15 protein-coding genes are annotated in these 18,911 nt (G+C 58.7%); 5 read left to right on the top strand and 10 right to left on the bottom strand.

All coding sequences use genetic code 11. The annotated features are described in order from the left end of the window. Positions 1-16: 16 nt before the first annotated feature. The 3 genes from HMPREF2614_RS09710 to HMPREF2614_RS09700 are packed head-to-tail and all read right to left on the bottom strand — an operon-like array spanning position 17 to position 5,810. The gene (locus tag HMPREF2614_RS09710) at positions 17-556 is read right to left on the bottom strand and encodes a tRNA (cytidine(34)-2'-O)-methyltransferase (RefSeq protein WP_070560852.1); all 540 of its coding nucleotides are present in this window, start codon (positions 554-556) and stop codon (positions 17-19) included. 31 nt (positions 557-587) lie between these two features. Then, positions 588-2,552: an alpha/beta hydrolase family protein gene (locus HMPREF2614_RS09705; RefSeq protein WP_070560850.1), complete on the bottom strand. Its 1,965-nt coding sequence runs from the start codon at positions 2,550-2,552 to the stop codon at positions 588-590. A gap of 18 nt (positions 2,553-2,570) precedes the next feature. After that, positions 2,571-5,810: an error-prone DNA polymerase gene (locus HMPREF2614_RS09700; RefSeq protein WP_070560848.1), complete on the bottom strand. Its 3,240-nt coding sequence runs from the start codon at positions 5,808-5,810 to the stop codon at positions 2,571-2,573. A 247-nt stretch (positions 5,811-6,057) separates the two neighbouring features. Here HMPREF2614_RS09700 and HMPREF2614_RS09695 point away from each other — a divergent pair, with 247 nt between their 5' ends. The 3 genes from HMPREF2614_RS09695 to HMPREF2614_RS09685 all read left to right on the top strand — a co-directional run bounded on the left by HMPREF2614_RS09695 (position 6,058) and on the right by HMPREF2614_RS09685 (position 8,736). Continuing rightward, positions 6,058-6,924, top strand: a complete 867-nt coding sequence (locus HMPREF2614_RS09695; protein ID WP_070560846.1) for a MetQ/NlpA family ABC transporter substrate-binding protein — start codon at positions 6,058-6,060, stop codon at positions 6,922-6,924. Between the two features lie 64 nt (positions 6,925-6,988). Beyond that, complete coding sequence (locus tag HMPREF2614_RS09690) at positions 6,989-8,038, top strand: methionine ABC transporter ATP-binding protein (RefSeq protein ID WP_038627760.1); 1,050 nt, start codon at positions 6,989-6,991, stop codon at positions 8,036-8,038. A 65-nt stretch (positions 8,039-8,103) separates the two neighbouring features. Then, complete coding sequence (locus tag HMPREF2614_RS09685) at positions 8,104-8,736, top strand: methionine ABC transporter permease (RefSeq protein WP_224433327.1); 633 nt, start codon at positions 8,104-8,106, stop codon at positions 8,734-8,736. 24 nt (positions 8,737-8,760) lie between these two features. Here HMPREF2614_RS09685 and HMPREF2614_RS09680 read toward each other — a convergent pair whose 3' ends face one another. After that, a complete protein-coding gene (locus HMPREF2614_RS09680; protein WP_052155580.1) occupies positions 8,761-9,672 on the bottom strand; it encodes a sucrase ferredoxin in 912 nt (303 codons plus the stop codon). A gap of 163 nt (positions 9,673-9,835) precedes the next feature. Here HMPREF2614_RS09680 and HMPREF2614_RS09675 point away from each other — a divergent pair, with 163 nt between their 5' ends. Beyond that, the gene (locus HMPREF2614_RS09675) at positions 9,836-10,516 is read left to right on the top strand and encodes an AMIN-like domain-containing (lipo)protein (protein ID WP_070560843.1); all 681 of its coding nucleotides are present in this window, start codon (positions 9,836-9,838) and stop codon (positions 10,514-10,516) included. A gap of 39 nt (positions 10,517-10,555) precedes the next feature. On the opposite strand, the gene HMPREF2614_RS09670 is transcribed toward HMPREF2614_RS09675, so the two are convergent. From HMPREF2614_RS09670 to HMPREF2614_RS09660, 3 genes are all read right to left on the bottom strand, one after another. After that, a complete protein-coding gene (locus tag HMPREF2614_RS09670) occupies positions 10,556-12,220 on the bottom strand; it encodes a Y-family DNA polymerase (RefSeq protein ID WP_038627756.1) in 1,665 nt (554 codons plus the stop codon). After that, positions 12,220-12,915: a hypothetical protein gene (locus tag HMPREF2614_RS09665; protein WP_070560841.1), complete on the bottom strand. Its 696-nt coding sequence runs from the start codon at positions 12,913-12,915 to the stop codon at positions 12,220-12,222. Before HMPREF2614_RS09665 ends, HMPREF2614_RS09670 begins: the two co-directional genes overlap by 1 nt. Before the next feature lie 215 nt (positions 12,916-13,130). Beyond that, entirely contained in the window at positions 13,131-13,436 is a 306-nt protein-coding gene (locus tag HMPREF2614_RS09660) for an antibiotic biosynthesis monooxygenase family protein (RefSeq protein WP_038629377.1), read from the bottom strand. A gap of 149 nt (positions 13,437-13,585) precedes the next feature. Here HMPREF2614_RS09660 and HMPREF2614_RS09655 point away from each other — a divergent pair, with 149 nt between their 5' ends. Further along, entirely contained in the window at positions 13,586-14,263 is a 678-nt protein-coding gene (locus HMPREF2614_RS09655) for a hypothetical protein (protein ID WP_038627755.1), read from the top strand. 4 nt (positions 14,264-14,267) lie between these two features. On the opposite strand, the gene guaA is transcribed toward HMPREF2614_RS09655, so the two are convergent. The 3 genes from guaA to HMPREF2614_RS09640 all read right to left on the bottom strand — a co-directional run bounded on the left by guaA (position 14,268) and on the right by HMPREF2614_RS09640 (position 18,872). Beyond that, positions 14,268-15,842, bottom strand: a complete 1,575-nt coding sequence (gene guaA, locus HMPREF2614_RS09650; protein WP_038627753.1) for a glutamine-hydrolyzing GMP synthase — start codon at positions 15,840-15,842, stop codon at positions 14,268-14,270. Positions 15,843-15,855: 13 nt separating this feature from the next. Further along, a complete protein-coding gene (locus HMPREF2614_RS09645) occupies positions 15,856-17,604 on the bottom strand; it encodes an FAD-dependent oxidoreductase (protein ID WP_038627751.1) in 1,749 nt (582 codons plus the stop codon). A 119-nt stretch (positions 17,605-17,723) separates the two neighbouring features. Beyond that, the gene (locus tag HMPREF2614_RS09640) at positions 17,724-18,872 is read right to left on the bottom strand and encodes a GuaB3 family IMP dehydrogenase-related protein (protein WP_070560839.1); all 1,149 of its coding nucleotides are present in this window, start codon (positions 18,870-18,872) and stop codon (positions 17,724-17,726) included. Positions 18,873-18,911: the final 39 nt, after the last annotated feature.

Here is an 18,911-nt window from a genome sequence, read left to right as displayed (position 1 = left end):
GCCCTCGCCTTTGACCCTATTTACCGCCCATAAAGCCCTGTTGACGCCAGACTTCATAAGCAGCCACTGCAGCGGCGTTGGAAAGATTCATGCTGCGACGAGCGGGCAACATGGGAATTCGGATCAATTGCGTAATTCGCGAATCATCGAGCACTGACTGTTCCAACCCGGTTGGCTCCGGGCCAAAGAGCAGTACATCGGTGTTCGTGTACTCAATGTCTGTGTGCCAAGTGTCAGCGTGTGCGGTAAAGGCAAAGATGCGGCACCCTTGGCTGGCAAAGGTCTCCAACGCTTGATTGATGGAATCGTGAATACGCACATCGGCCAGGTCATGGTAATCCAGCCCGGCGCGACGCAGATTCTTGTCATCGAAGTTGAACCCCAGTGGCTTGGCCAGATGCAACATAGCTCCAGATCCCGCACACATGCGGATAGCGTTTCCGGTGTTCGGCGGGATGACAGGCCGGTCAAAAAGCACGTGGCAGGTGTGGCTCTTAATCCAGTCTGTGGAGTTGGTTGGCTCGGCGTTCGTCGGCTCGGTCGTGGCGCTATTCATTTCTTCTGTCAGTTCTTTTCCGCTGCTTCTATTACTGATCGTTGTTAGTTTCTACTGCCGTTGACGCGCTGGGCACCGCATCACACACGCCGTACTCGGCGAAAAACGCGATGATGGTCTCACCGATGAGCGCTCGGCTCCTCGGCTTCGAGAACTTATGGCCCTCTCCCTCAACCACCAGAAAATCAGTGGGCACACCATAGGCATCCATGGCGTTGCGCATCTGACCGGACTCTCGCGGAGGCACGTTGGTATCCCACTCGCCGTGGATGAATAGGGTTGGAGCCTTCATTTCCTCCGCACGGTGCAGTGGCGAGATATCGCGCAGAAGCTCAGCATCCTGGTACGGGTAGCCGTATCGAGGGAACGCGGCCTGCGCCAACCAGGGTTCTGTGGATTGGTAGTAGGTTTCAAAACTTGTCATTCCGCAGGCATCGACGATGGCAGCAAACTGATCCGGGTACCACGCCGAGGCCAACAGCGACATGAAGCCACCGTAGGATCGCCCACCCAGGGCAATGCGTTCTGGGTCCGCCAGCCCGGCATCAACGAGGAAGGCACGCGCCGCTGCGATATCCGCAATAGCGGCAAAGCGTCCATAGCGGTCGCCCGCGTGCTCGAATGACCTACCGGACCCCGAGGAACCGCGCACATTAGGTGTGAACACCACGAAGCCCGCCTCCACAATGCTGGCTAGAACATCGTGGTGAATGGGTTTCGCCTGCAGTTCTGGGCCGCCGTGGATATGGATGAAAGCCGGCGGTAGTGCGTTTTCGGAAACGTCATTAGAACTATTGCGCACCGACTCTGGAAGGTAGAGCCAGCCAGAGAGTTCCAGCCCATCGCGGGAGACAAAGTAGACCAGTTCTGGGGCCGGCATGGTCTCCAGATTCTTCTCTTCCAGAGCCAAAATCCGTTCGGTGCGTTCCATATCCAATGGCTCAATGACACCACCGATATTGCGCAGAATCTCCACCGTTGGCGCAAGGCCTGGCCCTTCTACTGTCAGGGAGATCAGCTCACCGTCTCCGGAGATTGACAGCTCGCGCGCAACCATGCCCGGCAATTCCACATTGCGGCGCACCATCACCCGCATGTCGTCAGTCTGCGGGTGAAAGCCAAGGGTTAGCACCTCGAGCGTGCTGACCCCACCGCTATTCCACAGCACAGCCGCAGTGGAGGAATCCTCACTAATGACGAATTCTTCGACGTCTTGATCCGGATTGCCAATGAACTCCTCGACATCGACTTCGATGCCGATCTTCATATCCAAAATCTCCGCTGCGGTCGATTCCGCTGTGCGCGGCTCAGTAGTGCTGATACCGCTATCGGGAGTAATACCCAGGCGCAGGATGCGACGCTGTTCCGAGCCATGATCTGAGAGCACGAATGCGGTCAGCTTCTCCTGCCCCGTATGCGCCAATAAGACACCGGCATCCGTGGTAGAGCCAGGATCGGATGGCAACAGCGGCTGCCACTGCTGCCCCGGCCCGACTAGTAGTAGCTCCCGGTGGCCTCGCGGACCCACCCGCACGAGGCCAAACCCACTTTCAGCCGCTACCAGCTGGCTGTCGGTGCGTCTATCAATGACCTCATACTTTGAGTTTGTCGGGTTGACCAAACGTGCATAGTTAATGCCCTGGGCATCGACCGCGTTCATCGCCAGGAGATTGTTATCCCATTCCACCAGTGTGGCGCGCATATCCGCATCCATGCGCAGGGGGCGGGCACCATCGACCTCCGGATCGGTGGATACCAGCCAGGTCTGCAGTCGCTCCGTACCGTACGGAGAGACCTCGCAGGCAATCCACTTTCCATCCGGGGAGTGCAGCACTCTGGTAACCGGGCCTTCCACCGGCAGTTTCACGGGGCGCTCCTCCCCTAGCCCCTCCGGAGTAATCTCCTGCTGTACCGCACGCGGGTAGCCGCTATCGCGGACAATAAAGGCGATTGCACTCCCATCCGGTGCTAACGAGGATTCATAGGTCTGGCGCATAACAATCCATTCTAATAGTCAGCGAAAATCTCTACTTCGACCTGCCACCACCGGCCGCCCCAGAGCCTCGGACATATCCACCAGACGATCGGCCACGATTGTCACCGCACCAGAGGCTGTCTGCGCGATACCGCGCACCACCATCGCCCGCGAATTCACCGCTACCGGCCGAAAACGATTCCACAGCCCCGGTGTACACAGCACATTCACCAGCCCAGTTTCGTCCTCCATTCCCAAAAATGTCACTCCGCCAGCTGTCCCTGGACGTTGCCTATGTGTCACGACTCCCGCCACTTCTACTCGTGTTCCATCGGGCACTGCTTTCAGTTCCGCCGCAGGCACCACTCCACGTTCCTGCAGGTCTGCCCGCAACGCAGCCACCGGGTACTGCCCCGGGGTCACTCCCGTTGCCATCAAATCGGCAGCTGCCAGCTCAAACTCCGTCATGCCGGGCAACGCCGGTGCGTCGGCAAGCGTGAGCCCCGGCAGCATGCCCTCGCTTTCCGTCGCCGCCACGCCCGCCGCCCACAGTGCTTGACGACGGTCAATCCCCAGCGACCCAAGTGCTCCTGCGCGCGCCAGTGCTTCCATGTGCCCAACACCCAGCCGAGCTCTGCGGGCGACATCTGCTGCGTTGACAAATGGCCGCGCTGCGACGATACGTTCCGCCACGCCATTGCCCACACCGGCAATGGCACCGAGCCCCAAACGAATACGACCATCGATGACGCTGGCTTCCACGCCTGAAACTGCGATATCCGGACCATCGCAGCCGATACCGTGCCGGTGGGCATCGGCAATCAACGACTGCGGAGAGTAAAACCCCATGGGCTGAGCACGGAGCAACGCTACACAGAACTCCGCCGGATAGTGGTACTTAAACCAGGCCGAGAAATACACCAAGGAGGCAAACGACTGCGCGTGTGATTCAGGGAAACCGTAGGCGGCAAAGGCCACTATCTTGTTCCACAGTTGTTCCCCAATATCCGCATCAATGCCACTGGTGCGCTCCAGCCCAGCCAGAAAACGGGCATGGAGCGCTTCCATTTTGGCCACTGAGCGCTTCGACCCCATAGCGCGGCGCAGCGAGTCCGCTTCCGCCCCGCTGAAACCCGCCGCATCGACGGCCATTTGCATCAGCTGCTCTTGAAATAGCGGAATGCCCAGTGTCTTCCCGAGAGACTTCTCCAACACCGGATGCTCATAGGTCACCGGTTCGAGTCCATTTCGGCGGCGAATGTAGGGGTGCACGCTACCGCCTTGAATGGGGCCTGGGCGAATGAGTGCCACCTCCACCACCAGATCAAAGAACTCCCTCGGCTTCAGTCGGGGCAAGGTGGCCAGCTGCGCGCGCGATTCCACCTGAAACACGCCCACCGCGTCCGCGCGTGCCAACATCTCGTAAACCTCCGGTTCAGCGACATCTATTTCCCACAGGTTCACTCGGCGCCCGTGCTGTTCATAGACCAAGTCAATGCAATGGTGGATGGCCTCCAGCATTCCGAGGCCAAGCAGGTCGAACTTCACCAGTCCCGCTGCCGCACAGTCATCCTTATCCCACTGCACTACTGAGCGCCCCTCCATGCGTGCCCATTCCACTGGCACGACATCCGCAATCGGCCGATCACAAATCACTATTCCGCCAGAGTGAATGCCTAAATGACGAGGCTGCCCACGAAGCTGCTCCGCCAGTTTCCGCACCGGCTCCGGCGGACACGCTTCTCGGTCTCTGCCCCACGCATCGATAACGCCCGGCGAGTATCCCAACACCCGCGCCGCATCGCGCAATGCGCCGCGCCGCCGGTAGGTAATGACATTGGCCACCTGCGCAGCATTGTCACGACCATACTTTTCATAGACGTATTGAATAACCTCTTCCCTACGACCAGACTCGATGTCTACATCGATATCCGGCGGACCATCCCGTTCTGGCGACAAAAACCTCTCGAACAACAGCCCGGCGCTAATGGGATCAACATTGGTGATCCCCAGCGCAAAACACACCACCGAGTTAGCGGCCGAACCGCGCCCCTGCGCCAGAATTCCCGCCCGGCGACAGAACTCACAGATGTCGTGCACGATGAGGAAGTAGCCCGGAAAGCCCAGCTCTCGAATCACAGTCAGCTCATGTTCTAACTGCGCCCACGCCCGCGCTTGCACGGAGCCGTCCCCAGCTCCATCGACCGGACCATACCGCCGCCGTGCCCCCGCACGGGTAATTTCCCGCAGCCAGGAGTCCTCATCGTGGCCCTCTGGCACTTCCCAGCGAGGCAACTCAGGCGCAATGAGGTCAAGCGTAAAAGCACACTCACCTGCAATGTCCTGTGTTGACTGCAGCACCTGCGCCCCCAGATACCGTGTTGCCGCCGCTAGCTCCTCCCACGAACGCAACCAAGCTCCGCCTGCCGGCTCCAGTCGTGACTCGAACCCGTCTAAGTCCTCTCTCACAGCAAGAGCCTGTTTAGCCCCAGCCAACCGGCTTGTCGCAGGCGAAGCCGACGTCGCAGCAGAGGAAACCACCTCCCGCAGGCCATACTTCACAGCTGCGGCTGAAATAGCTTCCGCGTCATCGGCCGCCTGCGCGGTGGGGCTCACGCGGTGTTCGAGTGCCACATTCTCCGCACCGAAGGCCGCAATAAGTTCTTCCAGGTCGCCGAGCCAGTTAACGTCGGCAAGCACCTGCCAGAAACCACCTGCGGCCTCCCCCAACTTTGGCAGTGGAGGATAGCGGACGACGGACTTCTCCCCTGCAGACATATGCGCATCACACAGCGCGTGACTCAGGCGCCGATAGCCCTCGGGACCCCGCCCCAGCACCGTGAGGGGCCGCTGCGGAAGCCCCAGCTCCGCGCCGATAATTGTGGCAATACCAGCCTCCGCTGCAGCCTCGGCAAAACGAGCGATTCCATAGAAACCATCGCGATCTGTCAGCCCCAACACGTTTAACCCCAAACGCACAGCCTCGGACACCAATTCTTCCGGATCCGATGCGCCATGCAGGAAGGAATAACTCGAACGACAGTGCAATTCCGCCTTAATATCCGCAGGCGTAAATGACATGCCACCTCTGCCACCAGCGCCGCTTTCCGGAGCTTCAAAAGCCCCAATGATGGAATCTGACAGCTGTCCCCGCCAGCCGTTGAAGCTACCATTAGGCTGTAGTTTTCCTGAAAATTTACCCGATAGAATACGCTCAATCCGCGACCAACTCAGTGGTCGACCGGACCGCTCCGACTGCCCGTCCGAGATGTTTTCCATGCCATGAACATTAACCCACACCGCGGACTGAATTCAAACGTATTTTCGACTGCCATCTACATTAAACGTCACCCCCGGGACGCATCCGTAAGTCACATCTCAGCCACGTTCGACTGTTTAGGCTGAAGTTGAATTTTCAGCACTACCTGGGCAAGTGCTAGCCTTAACCCCAGAATTAAAGACAGCTTGGTCTAGTTCTGCCTTAAAACTTCATCTAACAAATCCCATTAAATAAGGAGACCCCTCGATGAACCTCAATCGTTTTTCCGCCGGTGTACTTACTGTCGCGTTCGCTGCAACCGGCCTTACTGCCTGTGGCGGCTCGGATGACGCCATTCGTATCGGCACCACGGATGCCGGCAAGAAGGCCTGGACCGTTTTCGAGCAGAAGGCTTCTGAACAGGGCATTGATCTGGATGTTCAGAACTTCTCCGACTACCAGACTCCGAACCGCGCACTCGATGAGGGCCAGCTCGACGTCAACCTCTTCCAGCACATCAAGTTCCTGGCTGAGTACAACGTCGGCGCTAAGTCGGACCTGACGCCGATTGGCTCGAGCGAGATTGTCCCGCTGGCTCTGTTCTGGAAGGACCACAAGTCAGTTGATGAGCTGAAGAAGGGCACCGAGGTCGTCATCCCGAACGACCCGTCCAACCAGGGGCGCGCTATTAACGTGCTGGTTCAGGCTGGCCTGCTGAAGCTGAAGCAGGATGACCTGCTGACTCCGTCCCCGGCTGACATCGATAAGGAAGCTTCCACAGTCACGGTCCTGCCGGTGGACGCTGCTCAGACCCCGGCCGCTTACGGCGAGGGTAAGCCTGCCATTATTAATAACTCCTTCCTGGACCGCGCCGGTATCGACCCGAACACCGCCATCTTCCAGGATGACCCGAACTCCACGGAGGCAGAGCCGTACATCAACGTCTTTGTCACCAAGGCTGAAAATGCTGACGACCCGAAGTACGCGGAGCTCTCCAAGATCTGGCACTCCAAGGAGGTCCAGGACGCAGTCGCAGAGGACTCCAAGGGCACCTCGGTTCCGGTTGACCGTTCGGCTAAGGAGCTGCAGGACATTTTGGACCGCGTCGAAAAGCAGCAGCGCGAGCAGAACTAAGGCCACTGCCGCTTAAGCACCGCCCACCACCAGGGAACACAGACCAAGGGGCACTGATTCATTCGTGACCAACAAGGGAACGAAGCTCGAATTCCGCGAGCTGAACAAGCAATTCGGCGACGTCACCGCGCTCGCCGACATCAACCTGACCGTTGAACCCGGCGAAATCCTCGGCGTCATCGGTTATTCCGGCGCCGGTAAATCAACGCTCATCCGTATGATTAACGGCCTGGAAAAGCCAACATCAGGGCAGGTTTTGCTGGACGACACCGACATCGTCGGCATCTCCGAGCGCCAGCTACGGGGCCTGCGCCGCAATATCGGCATGATCTTCCAGCACTTCAACCTCTTCCATTCGCGCAACGCGATTCGCAACGTTGAATATCCGCTGGAACTGGCCGGTATGCCGAAGGCCAAGCGCCGCGCTCGCGCCCAGGAGCTGTTGGAGTTCGTCGGTCTCGGCGACAAGGCGGAGTCCTTCCCAGAGCAGCTCTCGGGTGGACAGAAGCAGCGTGTCGGCATCGCCCGTGCGCTCGCCACCGAACCGACGCTCCTGCTTGCCGACGAAGCCACCTCGGCACTCGACCCGGAAACTACTTCTGGTGTCCTGGATCTGCTGCGTCGCATCAATCGCGAAATGGGTGTCACTATCGTGCTGATTACCCATGACATGTCGGTTGTACGCGGTATCGCTGACCGCATGGCCATCATGGAAAATGGGCACATCGTCGAAACTGGTACGGTCCACGGGGTCTTTGCCAATCCCAAGACTGAGGTTGGCCGCCGCTTCGCCACCACCGCGCTGCGCGATGTTCCGATTGGTCGTGAACGCGATTCGGTGAATCAGTCTGCCGAGAGCGCAGCGGCTCGCCTGATCACCATCACTATCAATGACGGTGTTGACCTCGGTGCTCTAGCACAGGCCACTAGTGCCCACGGTGTCGCCGCCTCGGTGGCACACGGTGCAGTCGCCAATGTGCAAGCGAAGTCCTACGGTCGCCTTACTTTGCGGTTGACTCCGCTGACAGGTGATTCCGCCTCGGATTCCTCTGATTTCGATGCCGCCATTGCTGCCATTTCCGAACTGACACAGGTAGAGGAGCTTGCATCATGATCGGTCTCTTAAACTCTCTGCCATCGGTGAGTGGCAAGGACACAAACTGGGATAGCCTCGGCCCAATGCTGGGCGAGGCATTCGGCCAGACGCTCTACATGGTCTGTGTCGCCATGCTGATTGGTGGTGTCGCAGGTCTGGCAATCGGCGTGCTGCTCTACACCACCCGCGACGGTGGCGTGTTGCGCAACAAGTTTGTCTACCAGGTCCTCAATGTCCTGATTAACTTTGTCCGCCCAATCCCGTTCATCATCTTGGTTACGGCCATTGGCCCACTGACAAAGAACGTGGTCGGCACCACGATCGGCACTGAAGCCGCGGTGTTCGTCATGTCGATTGCCGCCACATTCGCCATCGCGCGACTGGTGGAGCAGAACTTGATGTCCATCGACCCCGGCGTGATTGAGGCCGCCCGTGCGATGGGAGCGAGCCCGTGGCGCATCATCCGCACGGTCGTCGTGCCAGAAGCCCTGGGCCCGCTGGTACTTGGCTACACCTTCGCATTCATCGCCGTGGTCGACATGTCGGCTATGGCCGGCTACATCGGCGGCGGCGGACTGGGCAACTTCGCAATCACCTACGGCTACCAGGCATTCGACTGGAACGTCACTCTGGTGACAACCCTGGTCATCATCTTCATCGTCCAGTTGGCGCAGATTTTCGGCAACTGGCTCTCCAAGAAGATTATGCGCAGGTAGCCGCACACATTAGCTAGCCACTAGCTAGCGGCGGGTTACTTCGACCGCAGCCCAGCCCTTCTTTGGCCCTGGAGCATCACCGCAGGAAGACACAACGCCTTCCGTGGTGATTTTCTCCAGGGCCACTTCATATTCCACGACCTTGTCGCGGTCGCTGGGGCCGTCGTAAAGCGCGACGACTGCAGTCGTACCGTCGACGTCAACGCGTGCGACGTCGTCTACGCCCCACGCATCTGCTTGACGACGCGCAGCCAACTCGGCTGCCTGCCCCTGCGGGGTGTAGATACCACGGCCGCGGCAGCCCCCTGCATGCACGATGCCCCGCTGAGCGTCTTCGATAACCCCCTTGGCGTCCACCGCACTCAGACGTCCAAAGCTGTAATTCCATGGCAGCAGTACGCTAGCCGGCGCAAAGCGGTGCCCCTTAGAGTGGGAAGTTTCCCACACGACCTCTGGGTAGAGGTTGTGCATCGCCGCAGCGAGCGGGCGACCTTTAATCGCACAGCAACGATCGCGCTTACCGTGCGTACAGATGAGAAACAGTGGATGGTCTAGACGAGTGGCCCCCTCGGTGGACTGTCCAAGCCGGATATCCAGAGTCATCAGGTCTTCAACATCGGCAACCATGCGATGTTCGAGGAAAACCTCAGAGCCATCCGCTGACTCGCAATGCGCGATATAGACGTTAACGCCATCACACGGCTGCTGGCCGATTCGGCCTGGTTTGCGAATTAGCTGCAACGCGCCACCGCGCTCAGATAACCAGGCTTCTACCTGACCGGTGATCTCTGCTCCCCATACCCCGCCGTCAAAAATATCGTGCGACCAACCGAGTTGGTGCTCCAACGCAATAAAGAGCTTTCCGGCTTTTGCAGTACCGGGAAGCGGCTCAGCCATCTGAGCGGAACAGGTGGTATCAAATTTGGCCTGGCTCATACGCCTAAGCGTAATTGAGTACCTCTGCGATTGGGTCTTAGGTCGCAGCGTTCACCCCTGTTTTATTACTATTGTGCAACACTTTGACAACAAATAACTTTGACCTCGACTTTTGCAGTTCAACTTGTTGAAATTCCGCAACCGCGCACATACCGTCGGACGTATGAATACGAAATCGCTGGATGCTTCGCGCACTCGTACCCGTATCGTGGCATCCCTGTGCCTCGCATTGGGTCTAGCTCTCGGTGCCTGCTCCTCTGACTCCTCCTCAGACTCGGCTGCTGCACTGTCTATGAAAACTGACTCAACCGCTGGCACCTCCGATTTGTCGAGCAGCTCTAGCAGCTCCACCAGCTCGTCTGCGGCGGCGCAGACCACCATGGATGACGATGCTGCTCCGGCGGGCGATTTCAATAGCTCCTCTGCAGAAGCTGCTCCTTCCGATGGCGCTTACTTGGGTATTCAAGATGTCCGCGTCGGTTCCCACGACGGTTATGACCGCATTGTCTTTGAACTCACCGGCGAGGGCACACCGGGATACTTCGTCCGTTACGAGGATGTCCCAACCCAGCAGGGCTCCGGCAAGCCGATTTCTGTCGACGGTACAGCCAAGCTGGTAATCGACTTGCGGGGCATGGGCTACCCCTTTGATTTCCAGATGGAGGACTTCCCCTCTGACTCGGTCAAGCCGACATCGACTTCCGTTATTAAGGAAGTCGTCGGTGCCGGAACCTTCGAGGGGCAGACTCAGTATGTCGTCGGGCTCAAGGGAGATAAGACCCCGTTCAAGGTTTTCTCGTTGAGCAATCCAAACCGCCTGGTTATTGACTTCCAATCGAAGTAATCGGTTTGCACACCGACGCACTCCTCCTCCACTGCGTCTCTACGCGTAAGCACCCTCGATTCTCCATGCGCCGGCATGCCCTATGAGCAACCAGGCGGCGATGGTACCGTCATTCGCTACCGCACGGATTTGTATTCTTGCCGCTCGGCGAGCCTCATCGGGTACCCACCAGCGCTCATCAATCGGCCAGGGCCCAGCCCACGATGACACGCGATACGTTGTTACTCCATGTCGCACCAGGGACGGTTCCGCCGTCATGGTCGCTCGCCCAGTTACGCCCACGGTGTGCCCATCGGCGTCGAGCACTTCCACCTCTGCATTCGCAGTCGCGGGAATAATTGCCGGATTGGGGGCAAGAACAGCTCCCGGCCATGGCTGATTAATTTCCGCGGTTTTTGTGTTTTTGGGGTTTTCTCCGAAAGCGACAAATCCCACTCTTTCGCCTGGGCCACGCCCGCCTTGCATGATTGGTTGCTGTACTGCCTCTGGCCCCAGTAACCCCTGCACACGCTCTGCAGCCCGGCGCGCTTTAGCTCGCGCATCATCACTACCGTGCCACAAATCCTGCTTTACAGTCCCGGCGGCGACCACATCCAGTGGCTCTAACTGCAGCTCTACGATTCCGCGGCTATCATCTCCGTCATTTTCCTCAGCGCAGCCAACAACTCCAGCACCAGTGTCGCTGTTCCCTCGTGGCTGCTGCCGATTCCTGTTATTCAGCCAGCCATCGAGCTGCCACCGAACTCTGTCAGCCGTAGTCTGTTCTGCCAGTGGCTCAGTGCAGCGCCATACTCTGCGCACCTCTGAGCCGTCACTAAACTGCGCCACCACCGCTAAGCGGTAGCACGAATACCCATGGTTAAAAAGCTGTTCATGCAGTTGCCCAGCTAGAAAACGCGCCACGAATGAGGCCTCGTCCACTCTCCGGAGTGGACTCTCCCAAGACTGGTAGCTCGCAGCCAATCCTGGTGGCAAAGATCGCGGCGCTACCAACCGCACTTCCCCACGACAGGCCAAATCATGCCATCTAGCCCCCTGCACCCCAAACCTGTTGGCTATATCCCGCTTCGGCAACGCAGCGACATCTCCCAATGTGCGCAGACCGAGTTCCTGCCACGACTTCGCAAGCTCTGCGGGCATCTCCAGTGCACTTTCCGCCCTAAGCTCCACCAGAGAGATTCCCTGCCGAAATCTTTTGCCTTCATCCTCCCCGGGAGCTACCAGCACTCCCCGGCGCGCTGCCAAAATAGCTGTCACAATATCGTCCGCGAGCCCCAAGCTGCAGTCCACACCCGGTACTGCAGCGGCATCAAGCAGCTTTTCCAAGGCCACATCCTGTCCGCCGTAATAACGCATTACCCCTCGCGCTGCCACAACCGCCAAGCCTGGCCGTAGAGCTTCGACACCAGCTGCCACCGCCTCCAACCGTTGCAGCACGGACTCGAATTCCGCAGCGTCGCGCACCGCACTTTCCTCGACAACCTCCAGTTCCGGGCACAACGCTTCCGCATGACGACGACTTTGCCCGCGCCGTACCCCTGCACGGCGTGCACTTGGAGAACAAGCAGCGACTCCGCTATCACCCACAATTGCAACTGGACTGAGCGGATTAGCCTGCGACGTCACAGATGCTAGATGCGCTGCCTGCACTGGCCAATCAGGAAGCCATAGCGCCACCACACGGTTCGATTCCGCCGCTGCCATTAGGACCTCCTCTGTGCGGGAAAGGCGACCACATTGTTCTGTTCCACCTGTCCCCCCCCCCGCCAACGGCACTGCCTCCGCGGAAACCGCGTCCCCGACACACTGACGTGGTAATCCACTGCCCGAATCCGGCCATACCCAGTACCAATCCCGGAAACACCAGCAACAGAGCTGGAAATTTCCGACTCAGCGCCCGGCCACTGCTGCCCGACAAAAACCAGAGCACAACCACTCGTGCGCAGTCGTGCCTGCAGCGGACGTGCCTGCGACGGCGGCGGAGTGGGTGCCAACGAAGCCACCACCAAGTCAACGCCGTCCGCCAGCAGCCCAATTACTTCAAGTGGCTGCATTCCAGGATCTGGCACACAGACAATGTTCGATAGCTTCCCGCCCAACTCCACCACGGAGAGCAACCCCTGCTCGGAGAGCCCAACTAGCGCAACATGACCTGTCTTCGTAACTTCCGCGATTAGGCCTGCTAATACCGCACCGGGCTGTTCAATGACACTGACAGCCCCTTTTCGCACTGCTCCCGCCAACGTATTTTCCAACGCCACCGGCACCGGCAGCGCCTCACCGAGCCCAAAGGTTGCACCAGTTACAGTCCCACCAGACTGGGCTGCCATCGCCTGCCGCAATGCCGCAATAGTCTGCTCCCTAGACTGCCCCGCAGCAATATTGACCGCCGTTGTCACTTCTTGTTCCACCTCATTTCGTTGTCATCCCGCTGTCGACCCTCTGTCGACTCACTGCCATGCTCACCACGAACCCTGCTCGAATATTCTTTCCCAACAAGCGGATTAAACACTACCTTAAATAGCACGTACGTTCGATATTAATGTGCGAAGAAAAGCGCCGCACACCACCGCGCGACGCTCTAACCTCAGCCGAACACTACATTGCGTAATGCTTACGCCTTCACATCCAGGACTACATCGAATTCGAGCAAATCAGCCGACGACGACACCGGCTTGCGCTTTTCGCCCTCATGCGATGCCTTGAAGGCACGGCCCTCACGCCACCCCTGGTAGGCCTCCTCGCTCTCCCACTCAGTGAAGACGAAGTAGCGGCTCTCCCCTGCGGTTGGACGCAGCAGCTGGAAACCAATAAACCCCGGGACATCGGTCATTTTCGAAGAGTTAGCGGAAAAGCGACGTTCGAGCTCTTCTCCCGCACCCTCAGGAACGGTAATAGCGTTAATTTTTACAATGCTCATAGTCATAACACTAGCCACACGACTCTCAACAATCTATAGTTCCACCGCTACTAAACTTAAGAAGTATGACTGAATGCAGCCGATACCAACACTCTTCAGGGTCTTACCCAGACGCGACTCAACGCACGACAAAATTTATCAATAATCCCGTGCGGCTGGGGACGGTGATTGGCGTCATCACCGCAGTGATTACACTGCTCGCGCTGCTTAACGCACATATCATCGGCTCCATTGGCTGGTGGATCATGATAGCGCTTTTACTGGCTCTCATCGGCGCCACTCTTTTCGTGCGCCAGGCAAAAACACCCACCAAAGAAACTCGGCCGTCCTATTTCGCCGAGCCGATGCGTGAGTCACCAAACGACATCTCTTGGACCTCCAGCGTAAGCGTGCTGCTGATTTTCCCCGGCGCATGGATTATTGCGGCTGTCGCCGAACGAATCTCCTCTACACCGATCGCCTGCATAGTGACCCTAGTTCTGTCCGCCATCACCGCTACCTGCGCAATCCTGCCGCGGCAATTCGGCTTCCTCCCGATGGCCGCACAACTTCCCGACGACTTCTCCCAACGCTGCCCTTATCCCGCCGACTCACCAGAGGCCCGCATCCTCGCGGTCCTCTTCACCGCACGTCTGCGCGACAACTACGTCTTCTTCACCGACCAGCTGCCTTACTTCGCCATGCTTGACGACGATGCCGTGAGCGCAGCCCTCCACACGCTCGTGGCCGATAAGCGCATCACCATCACCAGGAACAATTCTGCCCTGACGGAAAAGGACCGTGCCCGCGAGTTTGCACAACTCACAGACACGGCCCTTGCCAACTAGTGGCTTACTCCCACTCAATGGTTCCCGGCGGCTTGGAAGTCACATCCAGGACCACTCGGTTGACCTCTGGCACCTCGTTGGTAATACGGGTGGAAATCTTCTCCAAAGTGTCGTACGGAACGCGAGTCCAGTCAGCGGTCATCGCATCCTCAGAGGAAACCGGGCGCAGCACAATTGGGTGGCCATAAGTACGACCATCGCCCTGAACACCGACCGAGCGAACGTCGGCAAGCAGGACGACCGGGCACTGCCAGACAACCTCATCCATACCTGCGGCCGTCATTTCCTCGCGCGCAATGGCGTCGGCACGGCGGAGGGTATCCAGGCGCTCCTCATCGACAGCGCCGATGATGCGGATACCGAGCCCCGGACCCGGGAACGGCTGACGAGCAACGATTTCTTCCGGCAGCCCCAGCTCACGGCCGACCGCACGGACCTCGTCCTTGAACAGCAGGCGCAGCGGCTCAACGAGGGTAAACTCAACGTCATCCGGCAGACCACCGACGTTGTGGTGGCTCTTGATGTTGGCAGTACCAGAACCGCCGCCGGACTCCACCACATCCGGGTACAGGGTGCCCTGAACCAGGAAGTCCACGGTCTCGCCCTCCGGAGCGCCCTCCAGTGCCTGAGCGACAGCGCGCTCGAAGGATCGGATGAACTCACGGCCGATAGTCTTACGCTTGGTCTCCGGATCGGTGATACCAGCCAAAGCATCCAGGAAGACTTTGGAGTCGTCGACGGTGATCAGCTTCGCGCCAGTTGCAGCAACGAAATCCTTCTCAACCTGCTCGCGCTCGCCCTGACGCAGCAGCCCATGATCGACGAAGACACAGGTCAGACGGTCACCAATAGCGCGCTGCACCAGCGCGGCGGCAACTGCGGAGTCAACGCCGCCAGACAGACCGCAAATTGCGCGACCGGTCTCACCGACCTGATTACGGACCTGCTCAATCAGCTCTTCCGCGATATTAGCGGCAGTCCAGTCCGGCTCCAGGCCAGCAATCTCGTACAGGAACTTCTCCAGAACCTGCTGACCATACGGCGAGTGGTTGACCTCCGGGTGGTACTGCACACCGGCCATGCGCTTTTCCAAGCACTCGAAAGCGGCTACCGGAGCACCCTTGGTGGACGCCGTAACGGTGAAGCCCTCCGGTGCCTCAGACACCGCGTCACCGTGGCTCATCCACACCTCGTGCGTCTCCGGCACACCAGCGTGAGCGACACCGCCACCGTCGACGACGTTTAGCTGCGTGCGGCCGTACTCACGGTCACCGGTAGCAGCGATCGTGCCGCCGAGCACCTCAGTCATCACCTGAAAACCGTAGCAAATACCAAACACCGGAATGCCCAGCTCAAGCCACTCTGGGTTGAGCTTCGGGGCACCTTCGGCGTAGGCACTGGACGGGCCGCCGGACAGCACCAGCGCGGCCGGGTTCTTGGCCTTGATTTCTTCGGTCGTCGCATCATGCGAGACCACTTCGGAATAAATTTTTGCCTCGCGCACACGTCGCGCGATGAGCTGTGCATACTGCGCACCGAAGTCCACGACGAGGACGGGCTTAGTCACCTGTTCAGACACGCCCTAAAGCTTATCAAGACTTACGGACTGCAGGCATACCCAGGTTCAGTGCAGCCGGAGCATCTTCCGGCACAGCCGGGTTCACCGGAGCAATCGGCTCCAGTCGCACGTAGGACTCACCCTGCGCCGGACGCTGATCTTCCTCACCCTTATTCGGCCACAGCGACGTTGCACGCTCCGCATTCGCGGAAATCGACAGTGACGGGTTCACCCCCGGGTTGGCTGCCATCGCCGAGCCGTCGTGAATCGAGAGCGTCGGGTAGCCCCACACGCGCAGGTACGGGTCGACTACGCCGTTTTCGGGCGAATCCGAAATCGTCGCGCCACCAATGAAGTGAGCTGTCAAAGGAATGTTTGCCAACTCACCGATAGTGCCACCAGCCAGCACACGACCATTCCGACCACGTGCATTGAGCTTGTCCGCCGCACGTTGCGTAGCTTCGTTGCCCGACGGAATCCACGTCGGGTTCGGCTCCCCCTCGCCCTGCTTACTCATCAGGAAACGCACCGGCCCGATCTTTTGCAGGTACGTCGTAATCGAGTTGTCGCGATTCTGCATCACCAAAGAAATCACGGTGCGCTGCGACCACTTACGCAGGTTCAGGAGTTGTGTCAGGTAGTTCGGGTGCTTTACGACGATCCCCACAGCCTGTAGCCAACGCGGAGTTGCACGACCCCCTTCGGTCATAATCATCTGCAGCATTGCAATGGCATTAGACCCCTTGCCGTAGCGCACTGGCTCGATATGGGTGTCCTCGTCCGGGAAGAATGACGAAGTGATAGCTACACCGTTAGAGAAGTCATTTTCCGGGTCCACCTTCGTACCCATCGCGCCCAAGATAGCCTCGGAGTTGGTGCGGGTCAGCTTGCCCAAAGACTTCGGCAGCAGCGGCAAGTACCCATCGGCCTGCTGCCGGTGCAGCAAATTCTGGGTTCCCCAGGCACCGGCGGCGAGAATAACGCGCTTAGCTCTAAACTGCTGCTTGCCCTTAGCTACCCAACGGCCACTGCGCTCAGTGTCAATAACCCAGGAGCCATCAGCCTGAGGATGCAGGCCAGTAACGGTAGTGCGGTCAAAGACCTGCGCACCGAACTTCTCCGCCAAGTAAAGGTAGTTCTTAACCAGGGTGTTCTTTGCATTGTGGCGGCAACCAGTCATGCACTCACCACATTCCGTACAAGCAGTGCGGTCCGGTCCAACGCCACCAAAGTAGGGATCGGAAACTGTTTGCCCTGGCACACCCTGACCACCAGTCTTGGCACCGAAGAACACGCCCACCGGGGTTGAGCGGAAAGTATGGCCCACCCCCATATCTTCGGCTACCTCACGCATGACAACGTCGGCAGGCGTGTCGGATGGGTTGGTGACCACCCCGAGCATGCGAGATGCATTGTCATAGTGCGGAGTGAGTTCTGACTCCCAGTCGGTAATGTGCCCCCACTGACGGTGCTGGAAGTACTCGGTACCCGGCTTATACAGAGTGTTTGCGTAGTTAAGGGAACCACCGCCGACTCCAGCACCAGCGAGAATCATGACATCTTTCAACATGTGCACGCGCTGGACGCCAAAGAGCCCCAGCTTGGGAGCCCACAGGTACTTATGAAGCCGCCAGCTGGTCTTGGCAAAGTCTTTATCTTCGAACCGTCGACCGGCTTCGAGAACTGCCACTCGGTAGCCTTTTTCGGTCAACCGCAAAGCAGAAACAGAGCCACCGAAACCGGAACCGACGATTACAACATCGAAATCACGTTGTTTACTCATGGGAAAAGCCACCTTCTCTAAGGGCGTAACACTAATGCGCGGAACTCATGTTCCTAACCCTAAGCGGAGGTGGCTTTTCAGTAAGGTAGTTTTGCGAAAAAACTATCCGATTACTTTAATTACAAACCCTTTGGACGTACCGACAGCTCAACGCGGTGGAAGGACTTCAGGTTGGTAAAGCCGCACTTGGCCATTGCGCGACGCAGGCCACCGACGAGATTGCGGTCACCGAACGGCGAGGCGGACGGGCCAAACAGAGCCTCTTCCAGGCTGACCAATTCCTTCTCATCGTCGACAACCGGCCACACCGCACCTCGCGGGTACTTCGGGTGTGCCGCAACAGACGGCCAGACATAGCCCTGCCCCGGGGCTTCGTTGACGGTTGCCAGCGCACTGGACAGCGCCACAGCATCCGCACCGCAGGCGATTGCCTTGGCAATATCACCGACGGTATCAATGCCGCCGTCGGCAATGATGTGGACGTAGCGGCCCTCGGTCTCATCGAGGTAGTCCTTACGAGCAGCTGCAGCATCCGCAATAGCGGTAGCCATTGGCACATCGATGCCGAGCGCATCCGGGGACGTCGTAAAGCCTGTACCGACGATTACACCAGCGGCGCCTGAGCGCATCAGATGCAGCGCAGTCTGGTAGTCGACAACGCCACCGGCAATAACCGGAACGTCCAGGCTGCCGATGAAGTCCTTGAGGTTCAGCGGCTCACCCTGAGCAGTGACGTGCTCTGCGGAAATCAGCGTGCCCTGGATAACCAACAAGTCAATGCCAGCTTTAATAGCCAGCGGCGCCAACTCACGGACGTGCTGCGGGGAGACACGAACTGCAGTGATCGCACCGGTTGCGCGGATTTCCTTGATGCGCTCAACCAACAGCTCCGTATCAATCGGAGCAGAGTGCAGTTCCTGCAGCTTGCGGTTCACTGCCTCGGATTCGCGCTTGGTGGCGGCATTCTTTGCCAACTTCACCAGCTCGGCAATCTTGTCCTGCGCATCGGCGTGACGGGCCCAGATACCCTCGGCGTTGAGAACCGCCAAGCCGCCCAGGCGAGCAAACTCAGCGACGGATTCCGGGCTGGCGATGGCATCTGTCGGATGCATCATCATCGGGAGTTCGAAATCGTAGGCGTCAATTCGCCAGGAGGTATCGACGTCCTTGGACGACCGAGTACGACGAGTGGGAACGAGTGCAATATCGTCCAACTCGTAGGTCCGGCGTGCCTCGCGGCCAATACCGATTTCAACGATGTCGCGCATGAGCTTTCCTCACATGCCCTTTCCGTGGAATTTAACTCG

The sequence above is a fragment of the Corynebacterium sp. HMSC074C11 genome, from assembly GCF_001809455.1.
GTDB lineage: Bacteria > Actinomycetota > Actinomycetes > Mycobacteriales > Mycobacteriaceae > Corynebacterium > Corynebacterium amycolatum.
Note: the sequence above shows the minus strand (reverse complement) of the source record. Positions and strands in the feature narration are given on the sequence as shown.

Excerpts from the sequence above, each read along its gene's own strand:
- HMPREF2614_RS09660 (WP_038629377.1), bottom strand. The coding sequence starts at position 13,436 with ATGAGCATTGTAAAAATTAACGCTATTACCGTTCCTGAGGGTGCGGGA.
- HMPREF2614_RS09670 (WP_038627756.1), bottom strand. The coding sequence starts at position 12,220 with ATGGCAGCGGCGGAATCGAACCGTGTGGTGGCGCTATGGCTTCCTGAT.
- HMPREF2614_RS09705 (WP_070560850.1), bottom strand. The coding sequence starts at position 2,552 with ATGCGCCAGACCTATGAATCCTCGTTAGCACCGGATGGGAGTGCAATC.
- HMPREF2614_RS09700 (WP_070560848.1), bottom strand. The coding sequence starts at position 5,810 with ATGGAAAACATCTCGGACGGGCAGTCGGAGCGGTCCGGTCGACCACTG.
- HMPREF2614_RS09640 (WP_070560839.1), bottom strand. The coding sequence starts at position 18,872 with ATGCGCGACATCGTTGAAATCGGTATTGGCCGCGAGGCACGCCGGACC.
- HMPREF2614_RS09685 (WP_224433327.1), top strand. The coding sequence starts at position 8,104 with ATGCTGGGCGAGGCATTCGGCCAGACGCTCTACATGGTCTGTGTCGCC.
- HMPREF2614_RS09710 (WP_070560852.1), bottom strand. The coding sequence starts at position 556 with ATGAATAGCGCCACGACCGAGCCGACGAACGCCGAGCCAACCAACTCC.
- HMPREF2614_RS09680 (WP_052155580.1), bottom strand. The coding sequence starts at position 9,672 with ATGAGCCAGGCCAAATTTGATACCACCTGTTCCGCTCAGATGGCTGAG.
- HMPREF2614_RS09645 (WP_038627751.1), bottom strand. The coding sequence starts at position 17,604 with ATGAGTAAACAACGTGATTTCGATGTTGTAATCGTCGGTTCCGGTTTC.
- HMPREF2614_RS09695 (WP_070560846.1), top strand. The coding sequence starts at position 6,058 with ATGAACCTCAATCGTTTTTCCGCCGGTGTACTTACTGTCGCGTTCGCT.
- HMPREF2614_RS09675 (WP_070560843.1), top strand. The coding sequence starts at position 9,836 with ATGAATACGAAATCGCTGGATGCTTCGCGCACTCGTACCCGTATCGTG.